We start from the raw sequence: 19389 nt of genomic DNA, 5'->3' as shown, positions 1-19389 counted from the left end.
TCACGACCACCTGTACCCACTCGGCACTTGCCCAGCCGCGCTCACCAGGAGAAAGATGCCTGGCATGTCCGACGGAGCCAGCGGTACCCGAAGCCTGTCGATCGGCTCGATCGTGGTGTGGGTCGTGCGCGTCGCGCTCGCCGCCGAGTTCCTCTACAGCGGCTACCTGCTGTTCGCGGGCGGCCACACCGAACAGACCTTCGCCGAGATCGGGCTCGGGCAGTGGCTCCGGTACGTGACCGGCGTGCTCGAGGTCGGCGGCGCGATCGGGCTGCTCATCCCCCGTTTCGGCGGCCCGTCGGCGCTCCTGCTGGCCGGGGTCATGGTCGGCGCGAGCATCACGGAGCTGTTCATCCTCCCCAACGGCGGCCCGGTTCTGCCGCTCATCCTGTTGATCGCCTGCGCGACGCTGGCGTGGTTCCTCCAGGATCAGACGCGGGCGCTGCTCGGCATCAAGCCGCCCGCCGACGACGAGGACCTGCGCTAGCCCGCGAAAGGCGTTGCACTGTGGCTTTCGCAACGCGTCGGCGGCCCCGGCCTCGACCGTGATCACCGTGCCGCGCCCGGGTTAGGCGAACGCGCGCCATCTTTGCACCGAACGGCGCAAAGGACTCCCGCCGAATGCCCCGATCACCGGAACAGGCAAAGAAAAACCGCATGTCAGCGCGCCTCGCGAGGCACTGACGACAGTGCCGAAATCCGATCATCAGCGTGATCATGCGCTCACTCAAGGTGAAAGATTGCGGCTCGTTTACAACGAACCGGCCACCTGCTTGACAGCCGGAGTGGTACGTACCACGCTGCCCGCATTGGTCTACACCATTTTGTGGGAGCCCGGCATGGTGGCCGGGCATCGAAAGGACGGCACGAGTGAAGCGCTGGCTCAAGATGGCTGCGGGCGCCGCCGCCATCACCCTCGCGACGGCGGGCTGCGCCGGTTCCGGCAGTGGCGACAGCACGGATTCGAGCGCTCCGGCCTCGAACGGCACGCTCACGGTCTGGCTCATGACGGGGACCGCCCCGGAAGCCCTGACGAACTCGCTCCACAAGGAATTCGAAGACGCGCACCCCGGCGTCAAGGTCAAGTACGAGATCCAGCAGTGGAACGGCATCCAGCAGAAGCTGACCACCGCGCTGGCCAGTGACAACCCGCCGGACGTGATCGAGCTGGGCAACACCCAGACCCCCGCGTTCGCGAACCAGGGCGTGCTCGCCGACCTCACGTCGAGCGTGAACGACTTCAACGGCGCGCAGTGGCTGCAGGGCCTCAAGGCTTCGGGCGAGTTCGACGGCAAGACCTACGGCGTCCCGTTCTACGCGGCCAACCGTGAGGTCATCTACCGCAAGGACATGTTCGAGCAGGCCGGTATCACCGCGACGCCGAAGTCGCGGACGGAATGGCTCGACGCGATCACCAAGCTCAAGACCAAGTTCGGCAGCGACCCCGAGTTCCAAGCCCTCTACCACCCCGGCCAGAACTGGTACGAGCTGCTGTCCTACATCTGGGACGAGGGCGGCGACATCGCGCAGGCCAACGGGAAGTCCTTCAAGTCGACCCTGGATACCCCGCAGGCGAAGGCCGGGCTCGAGTTCTACAAGCAGCTCACCGAGGCTTCCGGCACCAAGGCGCCGAAGGACGCCGACGAAGCGACGCCGCAGCAGGAAGGTATCTACGGCGCGGGCAAGGTCGCGATGATGATCGCCGTGTCGGGTGGTATCGAGACCGCCGCCAAGACCGACCCGTCGATCAAGGGGAAGTCGGGCGCCTTCCCGATCCCCGGCAAGACCGCCGGCAAGCCTGCCCCGGTTTTCCTCGGTGGCTCCAACCTGGTCATCCCGGCCAACAGCAAGAACGCGGCCGCGGCCAAGGACTACGTCAAGCTGATCAGCACCCCGAAGTACCAGACCGAGTTCGCCAAGGCCGGCTACGTCCCCGGTACCTCGACCGACGTCTCCGCCCTCGCCGGCAGCGAGTTCGGCAAGGTCATGGCCGAGGCGGCCAAGAACGGCCGCGCCGTGCCGACCAGCCCCAAGTGGGGTGACGTCGAGTCCGGCCAGAACCCGATCAAGGACATGATGACCGCTTACCTGACCGGAACGAAATCGCTCGACCAGGCGGCCGCCGACGCCAACGCCGCGCTCGACAAGCTCATCGGCGGATGACCACGACAAAAGATGTGACGACGCCGGCGGGGTCTTCCCCGCCGGCTTCGCCGCGCATCAAGCCGCCGAAGTCGAATCGGCGCCTCCGTCTCGGCGAACGGACGGCACCGTATCTGCTGATCCTTCCCGCGCTGGTCGCGATCCTGGTCCTGCTTGGCTGGCCGACGTTGCAGCTGATCGGGATCAGTTTCCGCAAGCTCGACCTCCGTGAGCTGGTCTCCGGAGAAATGGTCTGGATCGGGTTCGAAAACTTCTCCGAGATCCTGTCCGACCCCGAATTCTGGGAGATCACCGTCCGCACGCTGGTGTTCACCGCCGCGGTCGTGCTCACCACCCTGCTGCTCGCGCTCTTCATGGCGCTGCTGATGCGGCATCTCAACCCGGTCGTCCGGGTGATCCTGCAGGTCGCGCTGATCCTCGCGTGGGCGACCCCGGTGCTCGCGACGACCACGGTCTTCCAGTGGATCTTCGATCAGCAGTACGGGATCCTGAACAAGACGCTCGCGAAACTCGGCTTCGACGGGTTCATCGGGCATTCCTGGTTCTCCACCGGGCCGAGCACCCTGACCGTCATCGGCCTGCTGGTCGTCTGGCAGGCCGTGCCGTTCGTGGCGTTCACCCTGTACGCCGGGCTTCTCGGCGTCCCGAAGGAGCAGTACGAGGCCGCGGGCATCGACGGCGCGAACGCCTGGCAGGCGTTCTGGGCGGTCAGCTGGCCCGCCATCCGGCCGATCCTCACCATGGTGACGTTCCTGTCGGTTCTGTGGGACTTCAAGCTGTTCGCCCAGGTGTGGGCGATCCGCCAGGGCGGGCCGGACGGCGCCAGCACGACACTGCCGGTCTACATGTACCTCAAGGGCCTCGCGGGCAACCACTTCGGCCTGGCGGCGACCGCCGCCCTGCTGATGATGCTCGTGCTGATCCTGCTCACCGCCCGGTACGTCCAGCTGCTGGTGCGCACGAAGGAGGCCGACCTGTCATGAAGAAGTCCCTGATCCAGCGGATCGGCCTCGGCACGTTCGGGGTGATCGTGGCCCTCCTGTTCGTCTTCCCGACGTACTGGATGGTCACGTCCTCGCTGAAGACGCCGGGCCAGGTCCTGTCACCGGACTACGACCTGGTCCCGCTCTCGGTGACGTTCGAAAACTTCGTCACGGCGCTGACGAAGCCCGGTTTCACCACCTACCTCACCAACAGCCTGATCGTCACGATCGGCGCCGTGCTGTGCTCGCTCGTCGCGGGCGTACTGGCCGCGGTCACTTTGTCCCGCATGCGATTCCGCGGGCGCAAGGGTTTCCTGATGCTGGTGCTGGTCGCGCAGCTCGCGCCGTTCGAGGCGCTGCTGATCCCGATGTACCTGCTGATGCGCGACGCCGGGCTGCTCAACCAGCTGCCTTCGCTGCTGCTGGTGTACTTCGCGGCGACGCTGCCCTTCACGTGCTGGATGCTCTACGGCTTCGTCAACGGCATCCCGTACGACCTCGAAGAGGCCGCGATGATCGACGGATGCAGCCGGGCGGGCGCCTTCCGCCGGGTGACGCTGCCGTTGCTCGCGCCGGGACTGGTGACCACCTCGGTGTTCAGTTTCATCACCGCGTGGAACGAGTTCCTGTTCGCGTTCGTGTTCATGCGCGACCAGAACAAGCAGACGCTGCCGGTGTGGCTGTCCTCGTTCCGCACGGCGTTCTCCGTGGACTGGGGCGGCATCATGGCGGCGTCGGTCATCTACGCCGTGCCCGCACTGGTGTTCTTCATCATCGTTCAGCGCAAGCTCGTGTCCAACCTGACCGCAGGCGCAGTGAAGGGATAGTCCTTGTCTTCACCGGAAAAGCTCGCCGCATCCGTTCTCGTCCCTGGCTTCGACGGCACGACCGCGCCGGATTGGCTGCGGCGCAAGGTGGCCGACGGTCTCGGCGGCGCGATCCTGTTCGGCCGCAACGTGGTCGACGACGAGCAGGTGGCCGCGCTGAGCGCGCAGCTGCGGGCGGAACGGCCCGACGTGCTCGTCGGCATCGACGAGGAGGGCGGTGACGTCACCCGGCTCGACGTCGCCACCGGCTCGTTCGTCCCGGGACCGCTCGCACTCGGCGCCGCGGACGACGTCGAGCTGACGACCTCGGTCGCGGCGGCGCTCGGCGAACGGCTGGCCGCGTGCGGGGTCACGATCAACTTCGCCCCGTGCGCGGATCTGACGCTCGCGGCGGAGGATCCCTCGATCGGGGTCCGCGCGTTCGGTTCGGATCCGGTGAAGGCGTCGCCGCATGTCGCGGCGTACATCACCGGCCTGCAGAAGTACGGCGTGGCCGCGTCGGCCAAGCACTTCCCCGGGCACGGTGCCGCGACCGACGATTCGCACCATGCGCTCCCGGTCTTGCCCAGGACCGAGGCGGAACTGCACGAACTCGAACTCGTCCCGTTCAAGGCGGCGATCGCGGCGGGGGTGCGCGCGGTGATGACCGGGCACCTCGTCGTGCCCGCGTGGGGTGATCTGCCCGCGACGCTCAACCCGAAGGCGCTCACCGACGTCCTGCGCGGCGAACTCGGCTTCACCGGCGCGGTGGTCACCGACGCGCTCGACATGGGTGCCGTCGCCGGCGAACTCGGCAAGACCGAGGGGGTCGGCCGGGCGTCGGTGCGGGCGCTGATCGCCGGTGCCGACGCGCTCTGCCTCGGCGGTGTGTCGTTCGAAGAGGACGAGCTGAACCGGATCGCGGCGGTCATCGCGGCCGCCGTCGAGTCCGGTGAACTGCCGCTGGAGCGGCTGGCCGAGGCGTCGGAGCGGGTCGCGGCGCTCGGCACTCCCCCGGTGTCGACGCCGATCTCGCCGGTGGATCATCGGCTCGGCCTGGAGGCGGCGCGCAAGGCGTTGCGGATCCAGGGGTCACCGAAGCTGGCCGGGCCACCGCTGGTGATCGACATCGAGACCGAGCCGATCGTCGCGGCGGGCCCGATGCCGTGGGGGCTCGGCTCGCATCTGACCGAACTCGTCCCCGGCACGCGGACACTCAAGGTCGGCGCGGACGGGATCGCGACCGCGATCGAGGCCGTCCACGGCGCCCGTGACCTCGTGATCGTGACGCGCGAGGCGCACCGGCACCCCGAGGTGCGCGAATTCCTCGACTGGCTGCGTGAGTCCACTGTGGACTACATCCGGGTCGAGACCGGCGTGCCGGGGCCGGGGACCGACGGCCCGCGGATCGACACGTTCAGCGGCTCCTACGTCAGCCTCCGGGCCGCGGCCGAGTACTTGGCCTGACCCCTCTCTCGCATTTCGTCCTCTGGATGCGGTACATGCACACGCAAGTACCGCGTTCAGAGGACGAAATGCGTTCGAGGGTAATTCGGTTGCGGTACCGGATCAGGGGTGTTGTAGTCCTGGGGATCGGTTCCCGGCCTAGGAGATGATCGTCTTGCGAGTGTCCACGTCCTTCCATCAGGTAATTCCCGCCTACCTCGAGGACAAGACCACTCGTGAAGACCCTCAATCTGGGGATTCTGGCGCATGTTGACGCCGGGAAGACGAGCCTGACCGAGCGGCTGTTGCACACCGCCGGGATCATCGGCGAGCTGGGCAGCGTCGACGACGGCAGCACGCAGACCGACACACTGGCGCTCGAACGCGCCCGCGGCATCACCATCAAGGCGGCCGTGGTCTCGTTCGCCCTCGGCGACGTCACCGTCAACCTGATCGACACCCCCGGCCACCCCGATTTCATCGCCGAGGTCGAACGCGCGCTCGGCGTGCTCGACGGCGCCGTCCTGGTGCTTTCGGCGGTCGAAGGCGTCCAGGCGCAGACCCGTGTCCTGATGCGGACGCTGCGACGGCTGGGCATCCCGGTGCTGCTGTTCGTGAACAAACTGGACCGCCGAGGAGCCGATCCCGGCAGGGTGTTCCAGGAAATCACCACGAAACTCACGCCGTCGGCGATCGCGATGGACCCGATGGAACCCGATCGGGTGATCGACCTCCTGGCGACCCTCGACGAGGACTTCCTCACCGAGTACCTCACCGCCCCGGACGCGTTCACGCCGTCGCGGCTCCGCGCCGAACTGACTGCGAAAGTCGCCGAAGGTCTCGCTCATCCGGTCTACTTCGGGTCCGCGATCACCGGCGCCGGGATCGACGCGCTCCGCGACGGTATCGAGAACCTGTTGCCCGCCGAGGAAAGCGACGTCGACGGGCCGCTGTCCGGCACGGTGTTCAAAGTCGAGCGCGCGCCGGGCGGCGAGAAGATCGCCTACGTGCGGCTGTTCTCCGGCAGCGTCGCCGTGCGCGACAAGGTCCCGCTCGGGGACGGCGAAGGCAAGGTCACCGCGATCAGCGTCTTCGACAACGGCTCGGCCGTGCCGTCGGGCTCGGTCGACGCCGGGCGGATCGCGAAGCTCTCGGGGCTCGATGTCCGGATCGGAGACATGCTCGGGGCCCGGGCGCGAGTGCGGGAAGCGCTGTTCTCGCCACCCACACTGGAAACCGTCGTCTCGCCGGTGCGCCCGTCCGATCGCGGGCCGCTGCACCAGGCGCTCACCCGGCTGACCGAGCAGGACCCCCTGATCGGCCTGCGGCACGACGAGGTACGCCAGGAGACTTCCGTTTCGCTGTACGGAGAAGTGCAGAAAGAGGTCATACAGGCGACGCTCGCGGACGAGTACGGCCTCGACGTCACGTTCAGTGAGACGACCACGATCTGCGTCGAGCACGTCTCCGGCACCGGGTCGGCCGCCGAACTCATCGGCAAGGCGCCGAATCCCTTTCTGGCGACGGTCGGGCTCCGTGTCGGACCGGGGTCACCAGGAAGCGGGATCTCGTTCCAGCTTGAGGTCGAACTCGGCTCCATGCCGTATTCCTTCGTCAAAGCCGTGGAGGAAACGGTGAAGAAGACACTGCGCGAAGGCCTCCACGGCTGGGAGGTGCTCGATTGCGTGGTGACGATGACGCATTCGGGTTATTACGCCCGGCAAAGCCATGCGCACGGCACCTTCGACAAGAGCATGTCCAGCACCGCGGGCGATTTCCGCGACCTGACGCCGTTGGTGCTGATGGCGGCGCTGCGCGAGGCCGGGACGACCGTGCACGAACCGATGCACCGGTTCTTCCTCCAGACCCCGGCCGACACTCTCGGCCCGGTCACCGCCCTGCTGGCGCAGGCTCGTGCCGTCCCGCGTACGACGGTCACGAAAGCCGGGACAGCGGAGCTGGAAGGCGAGATCCCGGCGGCGAAAACCCATGAGGTGCATCAGTTCCTGCCTTCGGCGGCCCGGGGCGAAGGCACGATGGAGACCGCCTTCCACGGCTACCGGCCTGTCCGGGGTGCCGCGCCGTCACGGTCGAGGACCGATCACAACCCGTTGAACCGCAAGGAATACCTGCTACGCGTGCTGCGGCGCGTCTGAGGATCGGAGAACGTCATGGTTTCACGGCTCGGGGTCAGGATCCCGCGCGAGCTGCCCGCCGCCCGGCTGACCGGCCTCGCCCGGCGCGCGGAACAGGAGGGCCTGGACGAGGTCTGGATCGTCGAGGACTGCTTCTACGCGGGCGGGATCGCGACGGCGTCGGCGGTGCTGGCGGCGACCGAGAAGATCACCCTCGGCATCGGCATCATGCCCGCCGTGGCGAGGAACCCGGCCATCGCGGCCATGGAGATCGCGGCGCTGGCGGAGCTGTACCCGGGACGGCTGATCGTCGGGTTCGGGCACGGGGTGCCGAGCTGGATGCGCCAGATCGACGCGTGGCCGAAGTCGGCGCTGGCGGCGTTCGAGGAGACGCTGACGGTCATCCGGCGGCTGCTGGCGGGCGAGCGCGTTTCCTTCGAGGGCAAGCACGTCCGGCTCGACGAGGTCGAGCTGGAGTTCCCGCCCGCGCTGCCGCCGAAGCTCGTCGCCGGCGTCCGCGGGCCGAAGTCGCTCGCGGCGGCGGGCCGGGTCGCGGACGGGACGCTGCTCGCCGAACCGGCGACCCCGGAATACGTCCGCGCGACACGCGATCTCATCGGCGTCGAAGGCCATACGATCGCCACCTACAACTGGCTGGCCCTCGACGCCGATCCCGAACGGGCCCGCGAGCGCGCACGGGCCGACGTCGCTTCCGCGATCGGGCCGAACTCGGGCCCGGCGCTGGAACCGCTGGACTTCGGCGCCGAACTGCTGGCCGAGGTCGCCGCCGCGAAGGACGACCGGGCGGAGCTGGCGCGGCGGCTGCGGCCCGAGTGGATCGACCGGCTGAGCATCAGCGGGCCGCTCGACCGCTGTGTCGAGCAGATCCGCGCGCTGTACGCGGCCGGGACCGAATCCGTCATCCTGCTCCCCTTGCTCGGCGAGCCGGAGGAGGAGTCCTTCGCCGCGGCGGGCCGGATCGCGTCGGCTCTGCGCGGCTGACCTCACCGCGTTTCGTCCTCTGAACGCGGACGGGGCCGGACCAGCGGCGCCTGGTGAAGGGGACTTTCCCCACAGCCAATGCGGCGAAACGCCGGCCGGTGTCGCTCTGTACGGTTTTTACCGAGGTCGTGAGTGATAAGGACGGTTAGAACCGTCTTTATCACTCACGACACCTTCGCAAAACGCCCGAATCAGGCACCGCTCCCCGAGAGTGTCCCCTGTGGACAGTCAAGATGTGTCAGGCCACTGTGACGAGCCCCTCCACCAGCCACTTGACCAGCGGATAGACGACTTCGCCGGGTCCCTACCCTCAGAGCAGGGAAGGAGGCCTTCACGGCCGTACGATTGCACACGCAACTACCGCGTTTCGTCCTCTGAATGCGGCCGGGCGTCGAGCGCCCTGATCACGGCGACCATGTCCTCCGCGCCGTAACCGAGCCGCGCGGTTTCGGCGTAGAGGGCGCGGGACGCCTCGATCAGCGGCAACTCGAGTCCCGTCTCCCTCGCCGCGGCCGCGATCAGCTCGACATTGGCCAGGACGTTCGCGATCGAGGCCTGCGGCGCGAAATCCTCCTCGACGAGTTTGGGCGCCTTGACCCGCAGGATCGGACTGGCCAGCTGCCCCGCGCCGAGGACGTCGGCGAGCAGACGGAGATCGAGTTCGTGGGCCCAGGCGAAGCGCACGGTCTCGGCCAGGCTCGTCACGACCGCGGTCAAATGCACGTTGACCGCCAGTTTCATCAGGAGCCCGTTGGGCACCGGCCCGCAGCGCACCGTTTCCCGGCACATCGGCGCGAACAGCTCCCGGACCTCCTCGATCGTGCCGGGGTCCCCCGCGAGCATGGCGACCAGCTCACCCGCCTCCGCCGGGATCCGCGAGCCGGAGACCGGCGCTTCCACGTACTTCGCCCCGGCCGCGAGGAGCTCGGCCTCGAGTTCGCGGGAGTGGCCCGGCGCCGTCGTTCCCATGTGGACGATCGTGCGGCCGGCCACCCGGCCGCCGAACGCGGGCCCGCCGCGGTCGAGCACGGCGTCGACGGCGTCCGCGTCCTTGAGCATCAGGATCACGACGTCACACCGCGCGAAGAGCTCTGCCACGTCCTCGACCGCCTCGGCCACCCGGCCCGCTTTGCCCGGGGTGCGATTCCACACGAGCAACGGGATTCCGGCGCGCGCCAGGTTCAGTGCCATCGGCTCGCCCATACTGCCCAGCCCGGCGAAACCGACTCGCGAGATACCCATGAGCCCACTTTGCGGCACGGCCTTGTCCCGGCGCGGCCGCTGAGACGATCCTGCCGGAAGTCGCGAGGAACATGGCGTCGTGACACCGTCGCCGCACAGTCGTGAACGAGCCACCCACCGCGCCCAGGCACCCCACGGACAGGTCGCGAAAGCCTCTTTCGCAACGTCCTCGCGGCCCGCCCCGCCCGGCACCGCGGCTCAGAACGGGTGCTCCATCCACACGTTCGCCTCCACGTAGACCCCGCAGTCCCGCTCGACGTTCGCGTGCACCGGCGCGATCCCGCCCGGGATCACGTTGTCGCCGTCGGCGAGTTTGACCCCGCTCCACTCGTGCCAGTCCGCGATCGAGCCCGAGATCGTCACCGCGAACGGGCACACCTTGATCATCCGCGCGCCGAGCCGTTCGTGGGTGCGCAGCCAGCGATCGGCGAACAGCCCGTCCTCGCGCCGCCGGACGGCGTACTCCTCCATGGGCACATCGGGTTCGTCCTCCTTGCCGATCGGGCGTACGGAGACGATCAGCCGCTTCAGCCCCGTCTCGGCCGCGCGCGCCTTCAGTGCCTTCAGCATCGGCGTGGACAGGCCCGTCCCGCGCATCCGTGGCGCCACGACGACTTCGAGGGCGCATAGGGTGTCCGGCGCGCGGCCGTCCATGAGATCCTGCGCGGCCCACTGGATCGCCTCGTCCCAGCCGTGCGCCGGTAGTTCGCGGCGGTCCGCGGCCGGATAGGTCAGCGGGACCGACAGCGCCCGCGCGATCGGTTCGCCGTCGTCGTCCAGCGCGATCAGGAAGTACCGGGACCAGTGGCGCAGGAACCGCTCCGGGGTGATCATCTTGCCGCTGAACCCGGCGTAGATGAACTCACCGCCGACATCGCCAAGATTCAGCGCGGGATCGAGGAGATCGGGACGGGACGCAAGATCGACGATTCGCATGCCGCCCAGTCAACCGAGCCGGTGATCGGCCCGATAGCTGCTTCCGGGCGATGATCAAACCGGCTGACGCGGCGCGGCCTACAACCGGGAAAGGACGTCGGTGAGCCTGCCCGCGGCGACGTCCCACTCCTCGAGGACGCTGCTCCGCTCGAGCGCCGACGTTCGCAGGGAATGGCGGAGTTCGGCGTCGAGCGACCAGCGCAGCAAGGCCGCCGCGAGCGCCGAAGGGTTGTTCGGCGGCACCAGCAGGCCGGGGACGCCGCCGCCGGGCGCCGTGCCGAGCGCGTCGCGCGCGCCGGTGGTTTCGGTGGCCACCACAGGGATTCCGCGCGCGAGCGCCTCGGCGACGACCAGCCCGGACGTGCCGCCGCGAGCGGGCAGGACGAGCAGATCCGCGCCGTCGTAGACCAGGTCGAGGTCGTCCGGCGGCTGGATGAGGCTGATCCGGGAACCGAGCCCGAGCCGTTCGACCGTCCAGCGCAGTTCGTCGACGTAGGCGGGATCGTGATGGGTCGCGCCGGCGAACACGCATTTGAACGCCAGTTCGTCGATCGTCGAAAGCGCGCGGATGAGCACGTCCTGGCCGTGCCGCGCGGTCATGGGCGCGAGACACAGCAGCCGGGAGACGCCGTCGGCCCCGGCGGCGAGCGGGGCCGCGTCCGTGCCGGGTGTCGCGACGTAGACCCGCGTCGGGTCGAGGTCATGCCGGTCGATCAGCTGGCGCGCGAGCCACGGCCCGGTGGCGACGATCATCCCCGTCAGCCGCAGGGTCTCCCGTTCGCTCGCGTCGAGTTCGGCGGCCTGCGCCGGATCGAGCGCGGGATCGTCGGCGAGCGGCCGGTGGACCAGGACGGCCAGCCGCAGCCGCCGCGCGTGCGGGACCACGATCTCCGGCACCCCGCAGGCGACCGTGCCGTCGATCAGGACGACGGTGTCGTCGGGCAGCGCGGCGAGCGAACGGGCCAGCCTCGACCGGGACAGCGGCCCCGGCATCGGCCATTCGCCGGCGATCGGCAGTTCCAGCAGCGGGAGGCCGGTGGCCGGGAGGTTCTGGCACATCCGGCGGTCGTATTCACCGCTGATGTCCTCGGTGTCCCCCGGCAGGACGAAGACGACCGGTTCGGTCACGCGGTCATTCGAGGTGAACACGGTTACCTCCAGATGCGGGCGCCTTATCTGGAGACACGGATACGGAGCCCGGCCGGTTCACCTCCGGAGGAAGAAAGTTTCACCCGTGCACTCGGGCGATCGCGGCGACGATCTCGTCACGCAGCCCGGCACCGACCGCGATGGTGGCCGCCGAACGCACCGTGTGGTCGCCGCCGTCGGTGTCGACGACCACTCCCCCGGCCTCCCGTACCAGCAGGACACCTGCCATCGTGTCCCACGGCTGGTTGGAGAGGATGACGCTCGCGTCGAGTTTGCCGTCCGCGACCCAGGCCAGGTCGATCGCCGCGGAGCCGAGGAAGCGGACCCGCTGCACGCGGCCGCCGAGTTCGGCGAGCAGCGCCATCCGGACGCGGTTCTTGGCCTCCGCCCCCTCGCCGACCGCGAAGTCGCCGATACTCACGATCGCGTCGGACAGCTCCGTCGCTTTCGACGCCTCAAGACGCTCTTCGTCCGCGTACGCGCCTTGTCCCTCGACAGCGGTGTAGGTGACGTCGAGGAACGGCAGGGAGATCGCCGCGACCGTGCTCTTGAGACCGTCGACGAGCCCGAGCGAAACGCCGCACAGCGGGATGCCGCGCGCGAAGTTCGCCGTGCCGTCGACCGGGTCGAGCGCCCACCAGAGGTCCTTGTCGCCCTGATGCCCGCGTTCCTCGCCGAGGATGCCGATCTCCGGCGTCTCGCGGGCGAGGAATTCGCGGACGGCGTCCTCGACGGCGAGGTCGACGTCGGTCACCATATCGCGATCACCTTTGGCGGCAACGGAGAACGACGTCATCGAGCGGATGATCCCGGTCGCCTTGGCGACGGCCTCGCGGGCCACGGACAACAATGCGGCGTGGTCGGTCATATGGGTACCGTAGCCGGAATGGACCTGTTCCCGACGACCACGACGGCCGACGAGCGCATCCGCGGCGCCGAGGTCGCGGTGCTGCCCGTCGGCAGTTTCGAACAGCACGGAGCGCACCTCCCGCTCGCCACCGACGCCCTGATCGCGACGACGATCGCCGGCGCCCTCGCCGCGGCGTACCCGGTGCTGCGGCTCCCGCCGATCACGATCGGTTGCTCACACGAACACGCGGACTGGACGGGCACGGTCAGTATTTCGGCCGCGACCCTGTACGCCGTGGTGAACGACGTCGCGGCCTCCCTGCGCCGTTCCGGTGTACCGAAACTGGTGCTGGTGAACGCGCACGGCGGCAACTACGTCCTGTCCAACGTGGTCCAGGAGTCGACGTCGCCGATGGCGCTCTTCCCCGGCGTCGAGGGCTGGCAGGCTGCGCACGACGCGGCCGGGCTGGAGACGTCGCTGGACAGCGACATGCACGCCGGGGAGCTGGAGACCTCCCTTCTGCTGCACGCGCACCCATCGCTGGTCCGGCCCGGTTTCACCGAGGCGGATCACCTCGCCGACGACAGGCGGCACCTGCTGACGGTGGGCCTGCGCCCGTATTCGGATTCCGGGGTGGTCGGGCGGCCTTCGCTGGCGACGGCGGAGAAGGGACGGCTGGTGCTGGAGTCACTGGTGGAGAACTTCGGGGACACTCTGGCCGCGCTCGGCTGACTCGATCATGTCCAGATGCGGCAGGAAGTGGTGCATCCGCTCCTGTTTCGTCCGCAGGTAACGCAGGTTCTCGTCGTTCGGCGTGACCAGCAGCGGCACCCGCTCGCTGATCCGCACCCCGTGCTGTTTCAGCTGGTCGACCTTCTCCGGGTTGTTGGACAGCAGCCGCACCGACCGCACCCCGAGGTCGTTCAGGATCTCCGCCGCGGCACGGTAGTCGCGCGCGTCCACCGGCAGCCCCAGCGCGATGTTCGCCTCGACGGTGTCGAGACCTTCGTCCTGCAGCCGCATCGCCTTCAGCTTCGCGAGCAGGCCGATTCCGCGTCCTTCGTGGCCTTGGGCGTACACGAGGATTCCGGCCCCCTCGTCGACGATCGCTTGCAGCGCGGCGGCCAGCTGGTCGCCGCATTCGCAGTGCATCGAGCTGAAGACGTCTCCGGTGAGACATTCCGAATGGACCCGCGCCAGCGTGCCGAAGGTCGCGACGTCGCCGTGCACCAGCGCCATCTGTTCGGTGCCGTCTGCGTCCAGGTACCCATACGCGCGGAAGACGCCGTATCGGGTGGGCAGTCTGGTCTCCACGACCCTCTCGACGGTCATCGGGTTTCTCCTGTCTGTTCGGTGACTCCTGACGGAACGCACGAGCAGGACGCCCGCACCGGGAAGGCTGGAGAAGAGCGCGAGCACGCCGTAGACGACGGCCACGGTGACGCCCTGCGCCGAACCGAGCCCCGCCGCGCCGAACAGCAGCGCGCAAACCCCTTCGCGCGGGCCCCAGCCGCCGATGTTCAGCGGCAGGCCCATCGCGAGCAGGGCGAGGATCATCAACGGCAGCAGGTCGCCGACCGGCGCGGTGATCCCGGCCACGCGCGCGGCGACGACGAACAGCGCGAGATGCCCGGCCAGGGTGGCGGCCGAAAGCAGGCTCACGCCGGGCCAGGTCTCCTTGGTCAGCAGACCGAGCCGGACGTCGGCGAGGGTGACGGCGAACCCGCGGCGCCATTTCGATCCACTGTGGATCCACCGCTTTCCGGCCGTCATCCCGGTGACGATCAGCGCGAGGGCGAGGGCGACGACCACGATCCCGGCGCCCGTGACTACTCCGCCGATGGGCGAAGGCACCATGGAAGGCGCGCTCAGCACGACGGCGACCGAAGCTCCGATGACCGCGATCTGCCCGGCGGTGCGCTCCAGCACCACCGCGCGGACGCCGCGCGGGACGTCACCGGCTTCGCGGCCGTGGTGCACGGCCCGGTTGACGTCACCGAGGACGCCCGCGGGCAGGACACCGTTGAGGAACAACGCGCGGTAGTACTCGCCGACCGCGCTCGGCAGCGACAACCGCAGACTGAGCCGCCGCGCGACCAGGCACCAGCGCCAGGCACTGAAAACCGTGGTGGCGAAACCGATCCCGAGCGCGGCGGCGATCCCGACGGCGTCGACCTCGCGCAGCCCGGCCAGGAACGCACCCGTGCCCAGTTGCCAGACGAGCGTCCCGAGGATGCCGAGCGCGCCGAGCATCCGAAGCCACGGCCAGCACCGGTTCACGCAGGCACCACCAGGAGGTCTTCGTGCTGGATCACCGCGTCCAGCTCGCCCGCCGCGCACTGCGCGAGCCGCCACCGCAGGTAGGCGTCCCCGTCCGGCGCCAGCTCCTGCCGCTGCTCGCAGGCGGCGCCGACCCAGCCGGTGAGCCATTCCGCGGTCAGCGCGGCCTGGTCGGCCCCGAGCCGCCACGGGCTGGGAGCGCGCCGCACGGTGGCGCCAAGCCGTTCGAAGACGCCGAACGCGACGTCCACCGCGTCCGGTCCGAGCAGCCACCGGCCGTCGGTCACCCGGCGTTGGTGCGCGTTGAAGGCGTCGGAGATCTCGATGTCGAACTTGTCCTTGGGCGACAGCACCACCCGGCCCGAAACGCTCAACGTGAACAGGACCGCGCAGCCCGCTTCGACGCAGGCCTCCGCCAGCCGGGACATCTCATCGGCGGTGAGCAGGTCGAGCAGCGCCGACGCCGCCACGAGCGAGGTCCCGGCGAGGTCCTCCGCACGTAACTCGGTGATGTCACGCTGTTCGGTGACGACAGTGACCTCGCTTCCGTCCAAAGCGTGTTCCGGACGGCTGGTACGCGACAGCGCGTGGGTGAGCAGGTCGGCGTCGCGGTCGTGCAGGATCCAGCGCTGGCGGCCGGGCAGCCGCACCGCCAGCCAGCGGCCGAGCGAACCGGTGCCACAACCCAGATCCCGGATGACGACCTCGTCCCGCCCGCGCAGGAACGCGCGCACCGGTTCGATCAGCTCGGTCGCGCGGGCGGCGGCGTCGGCGTCCTCACGCAACTGGAGCCAGCTGGGGGCGTACTTGGTCATGCCGCCGTCCTTTCGCTCAGCAGAACGGCGGCGACACCGCGGGCCGTCTCGTCCCACTCCGTCAGCGTCTCGCGGCGAAGGCGGGCGGAGGCGCGAAGACGATCACGCAGTTCAGGTTCGGTGAGCCAGCGGCGAAGGGCCGTGGCCAGCGCGTTGACGTCCTCACCGGGGACGAGCATGCCGGGCACGCTGCCGTCGGATGCCTGGCCGAGGGTGCCCGGCAGCGCGTCGACGGCGGTCGTCAGCACGGGAACGCCGTGTGCGAGCGCTTCGGTGACGACCATCCCGTAGGTCTCCGCGCGCGACGGCAGCACGAGAAGGTCTGCGGCCGCATACGTCGCTTCGAGTGCTTCGCCGGATCGCGGGCCGGCGAGGGTGAACCGATCGCCGAGTGTGTGTCGCCGCAGGCGTTCGACGTAGCGGGTCTCGCGGGGAATGGCACCGACGCATTCACAGGTCCACGGTAGATCTTTGAGCGACTTCAACGCTTCCGCGAGCGTGCCCTGCCCCTTGCGCGGGGTCACGTTGGCGACGCAGACCAGCCGCGTCCCGTCAAGACTCCCGGAAGCGACTTCGGCCTTGTCCACCCCGGGCGGCACCACGTGCACGCGATGCGGGGCGAGGTCGTGGTGCTCGATCAGCCGTCGCGCGGCCCAAGCGCTGGTCACGACCACGGCCTCGACCGCGGTGAGCGTCTCCCGCTCCAGCCGGTCCAGCTCGGCGGCGAGCGAAGGCGACAGTCCCGTCTCGTCGGCCAGCGGGAGATGCACCAGCACCGCGATCGACAGCCGCCGCGCGGACGGCCCGATCACCTCCGGCACCCCGCAAGCGACCAGCCCGTCGAGCAGGACGGCCGAACCGTCGGGCAGTGCGGCGAGTTTGCGCGCCAGCACCGTGCGCGCCTCGGTGCCGGGCCGCGGCCAGTTCCCGCGCACGGCGATCTCGTGGACCTCCACCCCCATCGCGGCGAGGCCGTCGCACAGCCGCCGGTCGTAGACGTTGCCGCCGCTGGGCGCGCCCACGTCGTCGATGTCGTTGGGCAGGACGACGTGGAGGCCGGTCACAGCGCACGCTCGTAACTCGCCCAGGCGACGTGGGATTCGTGCAGCGAGACGGTGAGCCCCTCGAGTCCGCGTGCCCCCTCGCCGAGCGCTCCGGTGTGGACGCGGTCGGCGAGCCTGTCCGCGATGACCTTGGCGAGGAACTCGGTCGAGGTGTTGATCCCGGCGAACTCGGGCACGTCGTCGAGGTTGCGGTAGTTCAGGTCGGCGAGCACCGCTTTGAGCTCTTCGGTCGCCTTGCCGATGTCGACGACGATGTTGTCGGCGTCCAGTTCGGACCGGCGGAACGTCGCGTCCACCAGGAAGGTCGCCCCGTGCAGCCGCTGCGCGGGGCCGAAGACCTCGCCTCGGAAGCTGTGGGCGACCATGACGTGGTCGCGGACGGTGATACTGAACAACGGACCTCCTCCGGTCGTGCCCTTAACGCGTGTCCTCCATCTGATAGGTCACACGGAGGCAGAGCGTTCCTGGTTCATTCGCGGCCAGACGCGGCAAGACGTCCGGTAGTTCATGGAACAGACAGTGCCCGCTGACCAGCACTTCGAATCCTGGATCGGCCAGAAGGCGCAAGGCGAGCGCCAAGCGGTCGGCGTAGCCCCGGTTCAGGCGGCGGGACGGCGAGACCATGCCGACCTGGCTGGAGCGGATCGCCAGCCGCCGTGAATGGAAGTTCTCGCCGAGCGGGACACTGACGCGGCGGTCGCCGTACCAGCTCAGCTCGATGACCTCGCCCTCCGGCGCGAGCAGCTCCAGTGATCGCGCGAGCCCCGCCTCGCTCGCGCTGGCGTGCACGACGAGGTCGCAGTCATCCAGCGCGTCCTCCGGTGTCGAGAAGTCGACACCGAGCGCCTTCGCGACCTTCGCGCGTTCCGGGTCGACGTCGATCAGCTGGACCCTCGTCGCCGGGAAACCGGCCAGCAGTTTCGCGACACTGCTTCCCACCATCCCGGCGCCGACCACGGCGATCCGGTCGCCGAGTTTCGGCGACGCGTCCCAGACGGCGTTGACCGCGGTCTCGATCGTCCCCGCGAGGATCGCGCGCTCCGGCGGGACCCCGCGCGGCACCGGGGTCACGGCCGACGCCGGGACGACGTAGCGCGTCTGGTGCGGGTAGAGGCAGAAAACGACCTGCCCGACCAGGTCTTCCGGACCACGTTCGACCACGCCGACATTGAGGTATCCGTACTTCACGGGCCCCGGGAATTCGCCCTCCTGGAACGGCGCGCGCATGGCCGCACGTTGACTCGGCGGGACCTCGCCGCGGAAGACGAGCGTCTCGGTGCCCCGGCTCACGCCCGAGTACAGGGTGCGGACGAGTACTTCCCCGTCGCCGACCGGAGGGAGCGAGACCGGCCTGATCTCACCGTCGCCGGAACCACTGAACCAGAAGGCGCGTTCCATCGTGTCCTCTCATGTCGGACCCTGGAAGCCGGGGTCACCGCCACCATAACGAGGAGGCCTCGTGATCAACCCCGGAGTTTTCCTGGGGGTCCTCGTCCAGCTGGCGCTGCTGGGGACGCTGGACGCCGTCGCCGGGCTGGGCCCGCTGGGCTGGCTCGCCGGCGCGGCCTACGGCCTCGCCGTGGGCGGATTCCTGACCTACGGCCTGAACCGGAGCACCGCGCGCTCCCTAGGCCCCGCCGACGCCGTCACGCTCGGCCGGTCCGGGTTGGTCGGCTGCGTGACCGCACTCGTCGTCGACACCGCGGGCCGGGAGATCGTCGCGATGGTCGTCCTCGCGTCGGTCGCGCTCGTCCTGGACGCCGTCGACGGCCAGGTCGCGCGCCGCACCGGGACGGCGTCCCCGCTCGGCGCGCGGTTCGACATGGAGGTCGACGCCTATCTGATCCTGATCCTGAGCGTGGTCGTCGCGCAATCGGTCGGCCCGTGGGTGCTCACGATCGGCGCGATGCGCTACGTGTTCGTCGCCGCGAGCAGGCTTTGGCCGTGGCTGAACGCGCCGCTTCCGCCGAGCATGGCGCGTAAGACGGTCGCGGCGGTTCAGGGCATTGCGCTGGTCGTGGTGGCCTCGGCGATCCTGCCGCTCTGGGTGGGCTTCGTGATCACCCTGGGCGCGCTGGCGCTGCTGACGTGGTCGTTCGGGCGCGACACGTGGTGGCTGCTGGAGCAGCACGCCTTCACCGCCGCGCCGGCCTGATCACGCGTACTGTGCTTCGCCGTTCCCGATCGACCAGTTGACCGGATCGGTCTCGGTGATCATCACGAGCACGTTCCGCGGCTCGGTCCCCGAATACTCCTCGGCGAGCTCCGCGATCCGCCGGTACAGCGACTTCTTCTGCTCGTCGGTGCGCCCCTGCCGCATGGTGATCGCGATGAACACGACCCCCTCGTCGCGGTGGATCCCCAGGTAGTCGTCGTATTTCAGGGTGCTCTGGCCGTTCAGGACCTGGAAGCGGTCGTCGGCCGGGATGCCGAGCGTCTCGACCATCGCGTCGTGGACGGCGTTGCCGAGGGCTTCGAGCTTGTCGGTCCCGATGGCGTCGATGCGGACGAAGGGCAT

The 19389-nt window shown here is 69.2% G+C and carries 19 protein-coding genes; 9 read left to right on the top strand and 10 right to left on the bottom strand.

The window, feature by feature from the left end; genetic code table 11:
* The first annotated feature begins 64 nt into the window (after positions 1-64).
* From AC0685_RS19575 to AC0685_RS19545, 7 genes are all read left to right on the top strand, one after another.
* A complete protein-coding gene (locus tag AC0685_RS19575; RefSeq protein ID WP_478226822.1) occupies positions 65-487 on the top strand; it encodes a DoxX family protein in 423 nt (140 codons plus the stop codon).
* A gap of 383 nt (positions 488-870) precedes the next feature.
* Positions 871-2163: an extracellular solute-binding protein gene (locus AC0685_RS19570; RefSeq protein ID WP_478226821.1), complete on the top strand. Its 1293-nt coding sequence runs from the start codon at positions 871-873 to the stop codon at positions 2161-2163.
* On the top strand, positions 2160-3146 hold the full coding sequence (locus tag AC0685_RS19565) for a carbohydrate ABC transporter permease (protein WP_126733995.1): 987 nt from the start codon (positions 2160-2162) through the stop codon (positions 3144-3146). Before AC0685_RS19570 ends, AC0685_RS19565 begins: the two co-directional genes overlap by 4 nt.
* A complete protein-coding gene (locus AC0685_RS19560; RefSeq protein WP_478226820.1) occupies positions 3143-3973 on the top strand; it encodes a carbohydrate ABC transporter permease in 831 nt (276 codons plus the stop codon). Before AC0685_RS19565 ends, AC0685_RS19560 begins: the two co-directional genes overlap by 4 nt.
* 3 nt (positions 3974-3976) lie before the next feature.
* Entirely contained in the window at positions 3977-5419 is a 1443-nt protein-coding gene (locus AC0685_RS19555) for a glycoside hydrolase family 3 protein (protein ID WP_478226819.1), read from the top strand.
* Between the two features lie 215 nt (positions 5420-5634).
* Positions 5635-7554, top strand: a complete 1920-nt coding sequence (locus tag AC0685_RS19550) for a GTP-binding protein (protein WP_478226818.1) — start codon at positions 5635-5637, stop codon at positions 7552-7554.
* A gap of 15 nt (positions 7555-7569) precedes the next feature.
* Positions 7570-8535: an LLM class flavin-dependent oxidoreductase gene (locus tag AC0685_RS19545; protein ID WP_478226817.1), complete on the top strand. Its 966-nt coding sequence runs from the start codon at positions 7570-7572 to the stop codon at positions 8533-8535.
* 357 nt (positions 8536-8892) lie between these two features.
* Here AC0685_RS19545 and AC0685_RS19540 read toward each other — a convergent pair whose 3' ends face one another.
* From AC0685_RS19540 to AC0685_RS19525, 4 genes are all read right to left on the bottom strand, one after another.
* On the bottom strand, positions 8893-9777 hold the full coding sequence (locus AC0685_RS19540) for an NAD(P)-dependent oxidoreductase (protein ID WP_478226816.1): 885 nt from the start codon (positions 9775-9777) through the stop codon (positions 8893-8895).
* Positions 9778-9975: 198 nt separating this feature from the next.
* Positions 9976-10713 carry a GNAT family N-acetyltransferase gene (locus AC0685_RS19535; RefSeq protein WP_478226815.1) on the bottom strand — a complete coding sequence of 246 codons (738 nt, stop codon included), beginning with the start codon at positions 10711-10713 and terminating at the stop codon, positions 9976-9978.
* A gap of 78 nt (positions 10714-10791) precedes the next feature.
* Positions 10792-11862 (bottom strand): glycosyltransferase family 4 protein, encoded by a 1071-nt coding sequence (locus AC0685_RS19530; RefSeq protein WP_478226814.1) that lies wholly within the window; start codon positions 11860-11862, stop codon positions 10792-10794.
* A gap of 79 nt (positions 11863-11941) precedes the next feature.
* Complete coding sequence (locus AC0685_RS19525; protein WP_478226813.1) at positions 11942-12730, bottom strand: inositol monophosphatase family protein; 789 nt, start codon at positions 12728-12730, stop codon at positions 11942-11944.
* A gap of 18 nt (positions 12731-12748) precedes the next feature.
* On the opposite strand from AC0685_RS19525, the gene AC0685_RS19520 reads away from it, so the two are divergent.
* Positions 12749-13444, top strand: a complete 696-nt coding sequence (locus AC0685_RS19520) for a creatininase family protein (RefSeq protein ID WP_478226812.1) — start codon at positions 12749-12751, stop codon at positions 13442-13444.
* Here the strand turns inward: AC0685_RS19520 and ribA are convergent.
* From ribA to AC0685_RS19495, 5 genes are read right to left on the bottom strand one after another with little or no spacing between them, the layout of a single operon-like run.
* Positions 13400-14992 carry a GTP cyclohydrolase II gene (ribA, locus tag AC0685_RS19515; RefSeq protein ID WP_478226811.1) on the bottom strand — a complete coding sequence of 531 codons (1593 nt, stop codon included), beginning with the start codon at positions 14990-14992 and terminating at the stop codon, positions 13400-13402. The two genes, AC0685_RS19520 and ribA, sit on opposite strands and share 45 nt — an antisense overlap.
* Complete coding sequence (locus AC0685_RS19510) at positions 14989-15807, bottom strand: SAM-dependent methyltransferase (RefSeq protein ID WP_478226810.1); 819 nt, start codon at positions 15805-15807, stop codon at positions 14989-14991. Before AC0685_RS19510 ends, ribA begins: the two co-directional genes overlap by 4 nt.
* A complete protein-coding gene (locus AC0685_RS19505) occupies positions 15804-16871 on the bottom strand; it encodes a glycosyltransferase family 4 protein (protein ID WP_478226809.1) in 1068 nt (355 codons plus the stop codon). The genes AC0685_RS19510 and AC0685_RS19505 overlap by 4 nt, the downstream gene beginning before the upstream one ends.
* On the bottom strand, positions 16868-17266 hold the full coding sequence (locus AC0685_RS19500) for a 6-pyruvoyl trahydropterin synthase family protein (RefSeq protein ID WP_125680543.1): 399 nt from the start codon (positions 17264-17266) through the stop codon (positions 16868-16870). The genes AC0685_RS19505 and AC0685_RS19500 overlap by 4 nt, the downstream gene beginning before the upstream one ends.
* Before the next feature lie 22 nt (positions 17267-17288).
* The gene (locus AC0685_RS19495) at positions 17289-18269 is read right to left on the bottom strand and encodes a zinc-dependent alcohol dehydrogenase (protein ID WP_478226808.1); all 981 of its coding nucleotides are present in this window, start codon (positions 18267-18269) and stop codon (positions 17289-17291) included.
* A 61-nt stretch (positions 18270-18330) separates the two neighbouring features.
* Between AC0685_RS19495 and AC0685_RS19490 the strand changes: the two genes are divergently transcribed.
* The gene (locus tag AC0685_RS19490) at positions 18331-19026 is read left to right on the top strand and encodes a CDP-alcohol phosphatidyltransferase family protein (protein ID WP_478226807.1); all 696 of its coding nucleotides are present in this window, start codon (positions 18331-18333) and stop codon (positions 19024-19026) included.
* On the opposite strand, the gene AC0685_RS19485 is transcribed toward AC0685_RS19490, so the two are convergent.
* Entirely contained in the window at positions 19027-19389 is a 363-nt protein-coding gene (locus tag AC0685_RS19485) for a tautomerase family protein (RefSeq protein WP_478226806.1), read from the bottom strand.

This window comes from Amycolatopsis sp. NPDC043889 (assembly GCF_056435645.1).
Note: the sequence above shows the minus strand (reverse complement) of the source record. Positions and strands in the feature narration are given on the sequence as shown.

Excerpts from the sequence above, each read along its gene's own strand:
- AC0685_RS19575 (WP_478226822.1), top strand. The coding sequence starts at position 65 with ATGTCCGACGGAGCCAGCGGTACCCGAAGCCTGTCGATCGGCTCGATC.
- AC0685_RS19565 (WP_126733995.1), top strand. The coding sequence starts at position 2,160 with ATGACCACGACAAAAGATGTGACGACGCCGGCGGGGTCTTCCCCGCCG.
- AC0685_RS19560 (WP_478226820.1), top strand. The coding sequence starts at position 3,143 with ATGAAGAAGTCCCTGATCCAGCGGATCGGCCTCGGCACGTTCGGGGTG.
- AC0685_RS19545 (WP_478226817.1), top strand. The coding sequence starts at position 7,570 with ATGGTTTCACGGCTCGGGGTCAGGATCCCGCGCGAGCTGCCCGCCGCC.
- AC0685_RS19540 (WP_478226816.1), bottom strand. The coding sequence starts at position 9,777 with ATGGGTATCTCGCGAGTCGGTTTCGCCGGGCTGGGCAGTATGGGCGAG.
- AC0685_RS19535 (WP_478226815.1), bottom strand. The coding sequence starts at position 10,713 with ATGCGAATCGTCGATCTTGCGTCCCGTCCCGATCTCCTCGATCCCGCG.
- AC0685_RS19525 (WP_478226813.1), bottom strand. The coding sequence starts at position 12,730 with ATGACCGACCACGCCGCATTGTTGTCCGTGGCCCGCGAGGCCGTCGCC.
- AC0685_RS19520 (WP_478226812.1), top strand. The coding sequence starts at position 12,749 with ATGGACCTGTTCCCGACGACCACGACGGCCGACGAGCGCATCCGCGGC.
- AC0685_RS19510 (WP_478226810.1), bottom strand. The coding sequence starts at position 15,807 with ATGACCAAGTACGCCCCCAGCTGGCTCCAGTTGCGTGAGGACGCCGAC.
- AC0685_RS19495 (WP_478226808.1), bottom strand. The coding sequence starts at position 18,269 with ATGGAACGCGCCTTCTGGTTCAGTGGTTCCGGCGACGGTGAGATCAGG.
- AC0685_RS19485 (WP_478226806.1), bottom strand. The coding sequence starts at position 19,389 with ATGCCCTTCGTCCGCATCGACGCCATCGGGACCGACAAGCTCGAAGCC.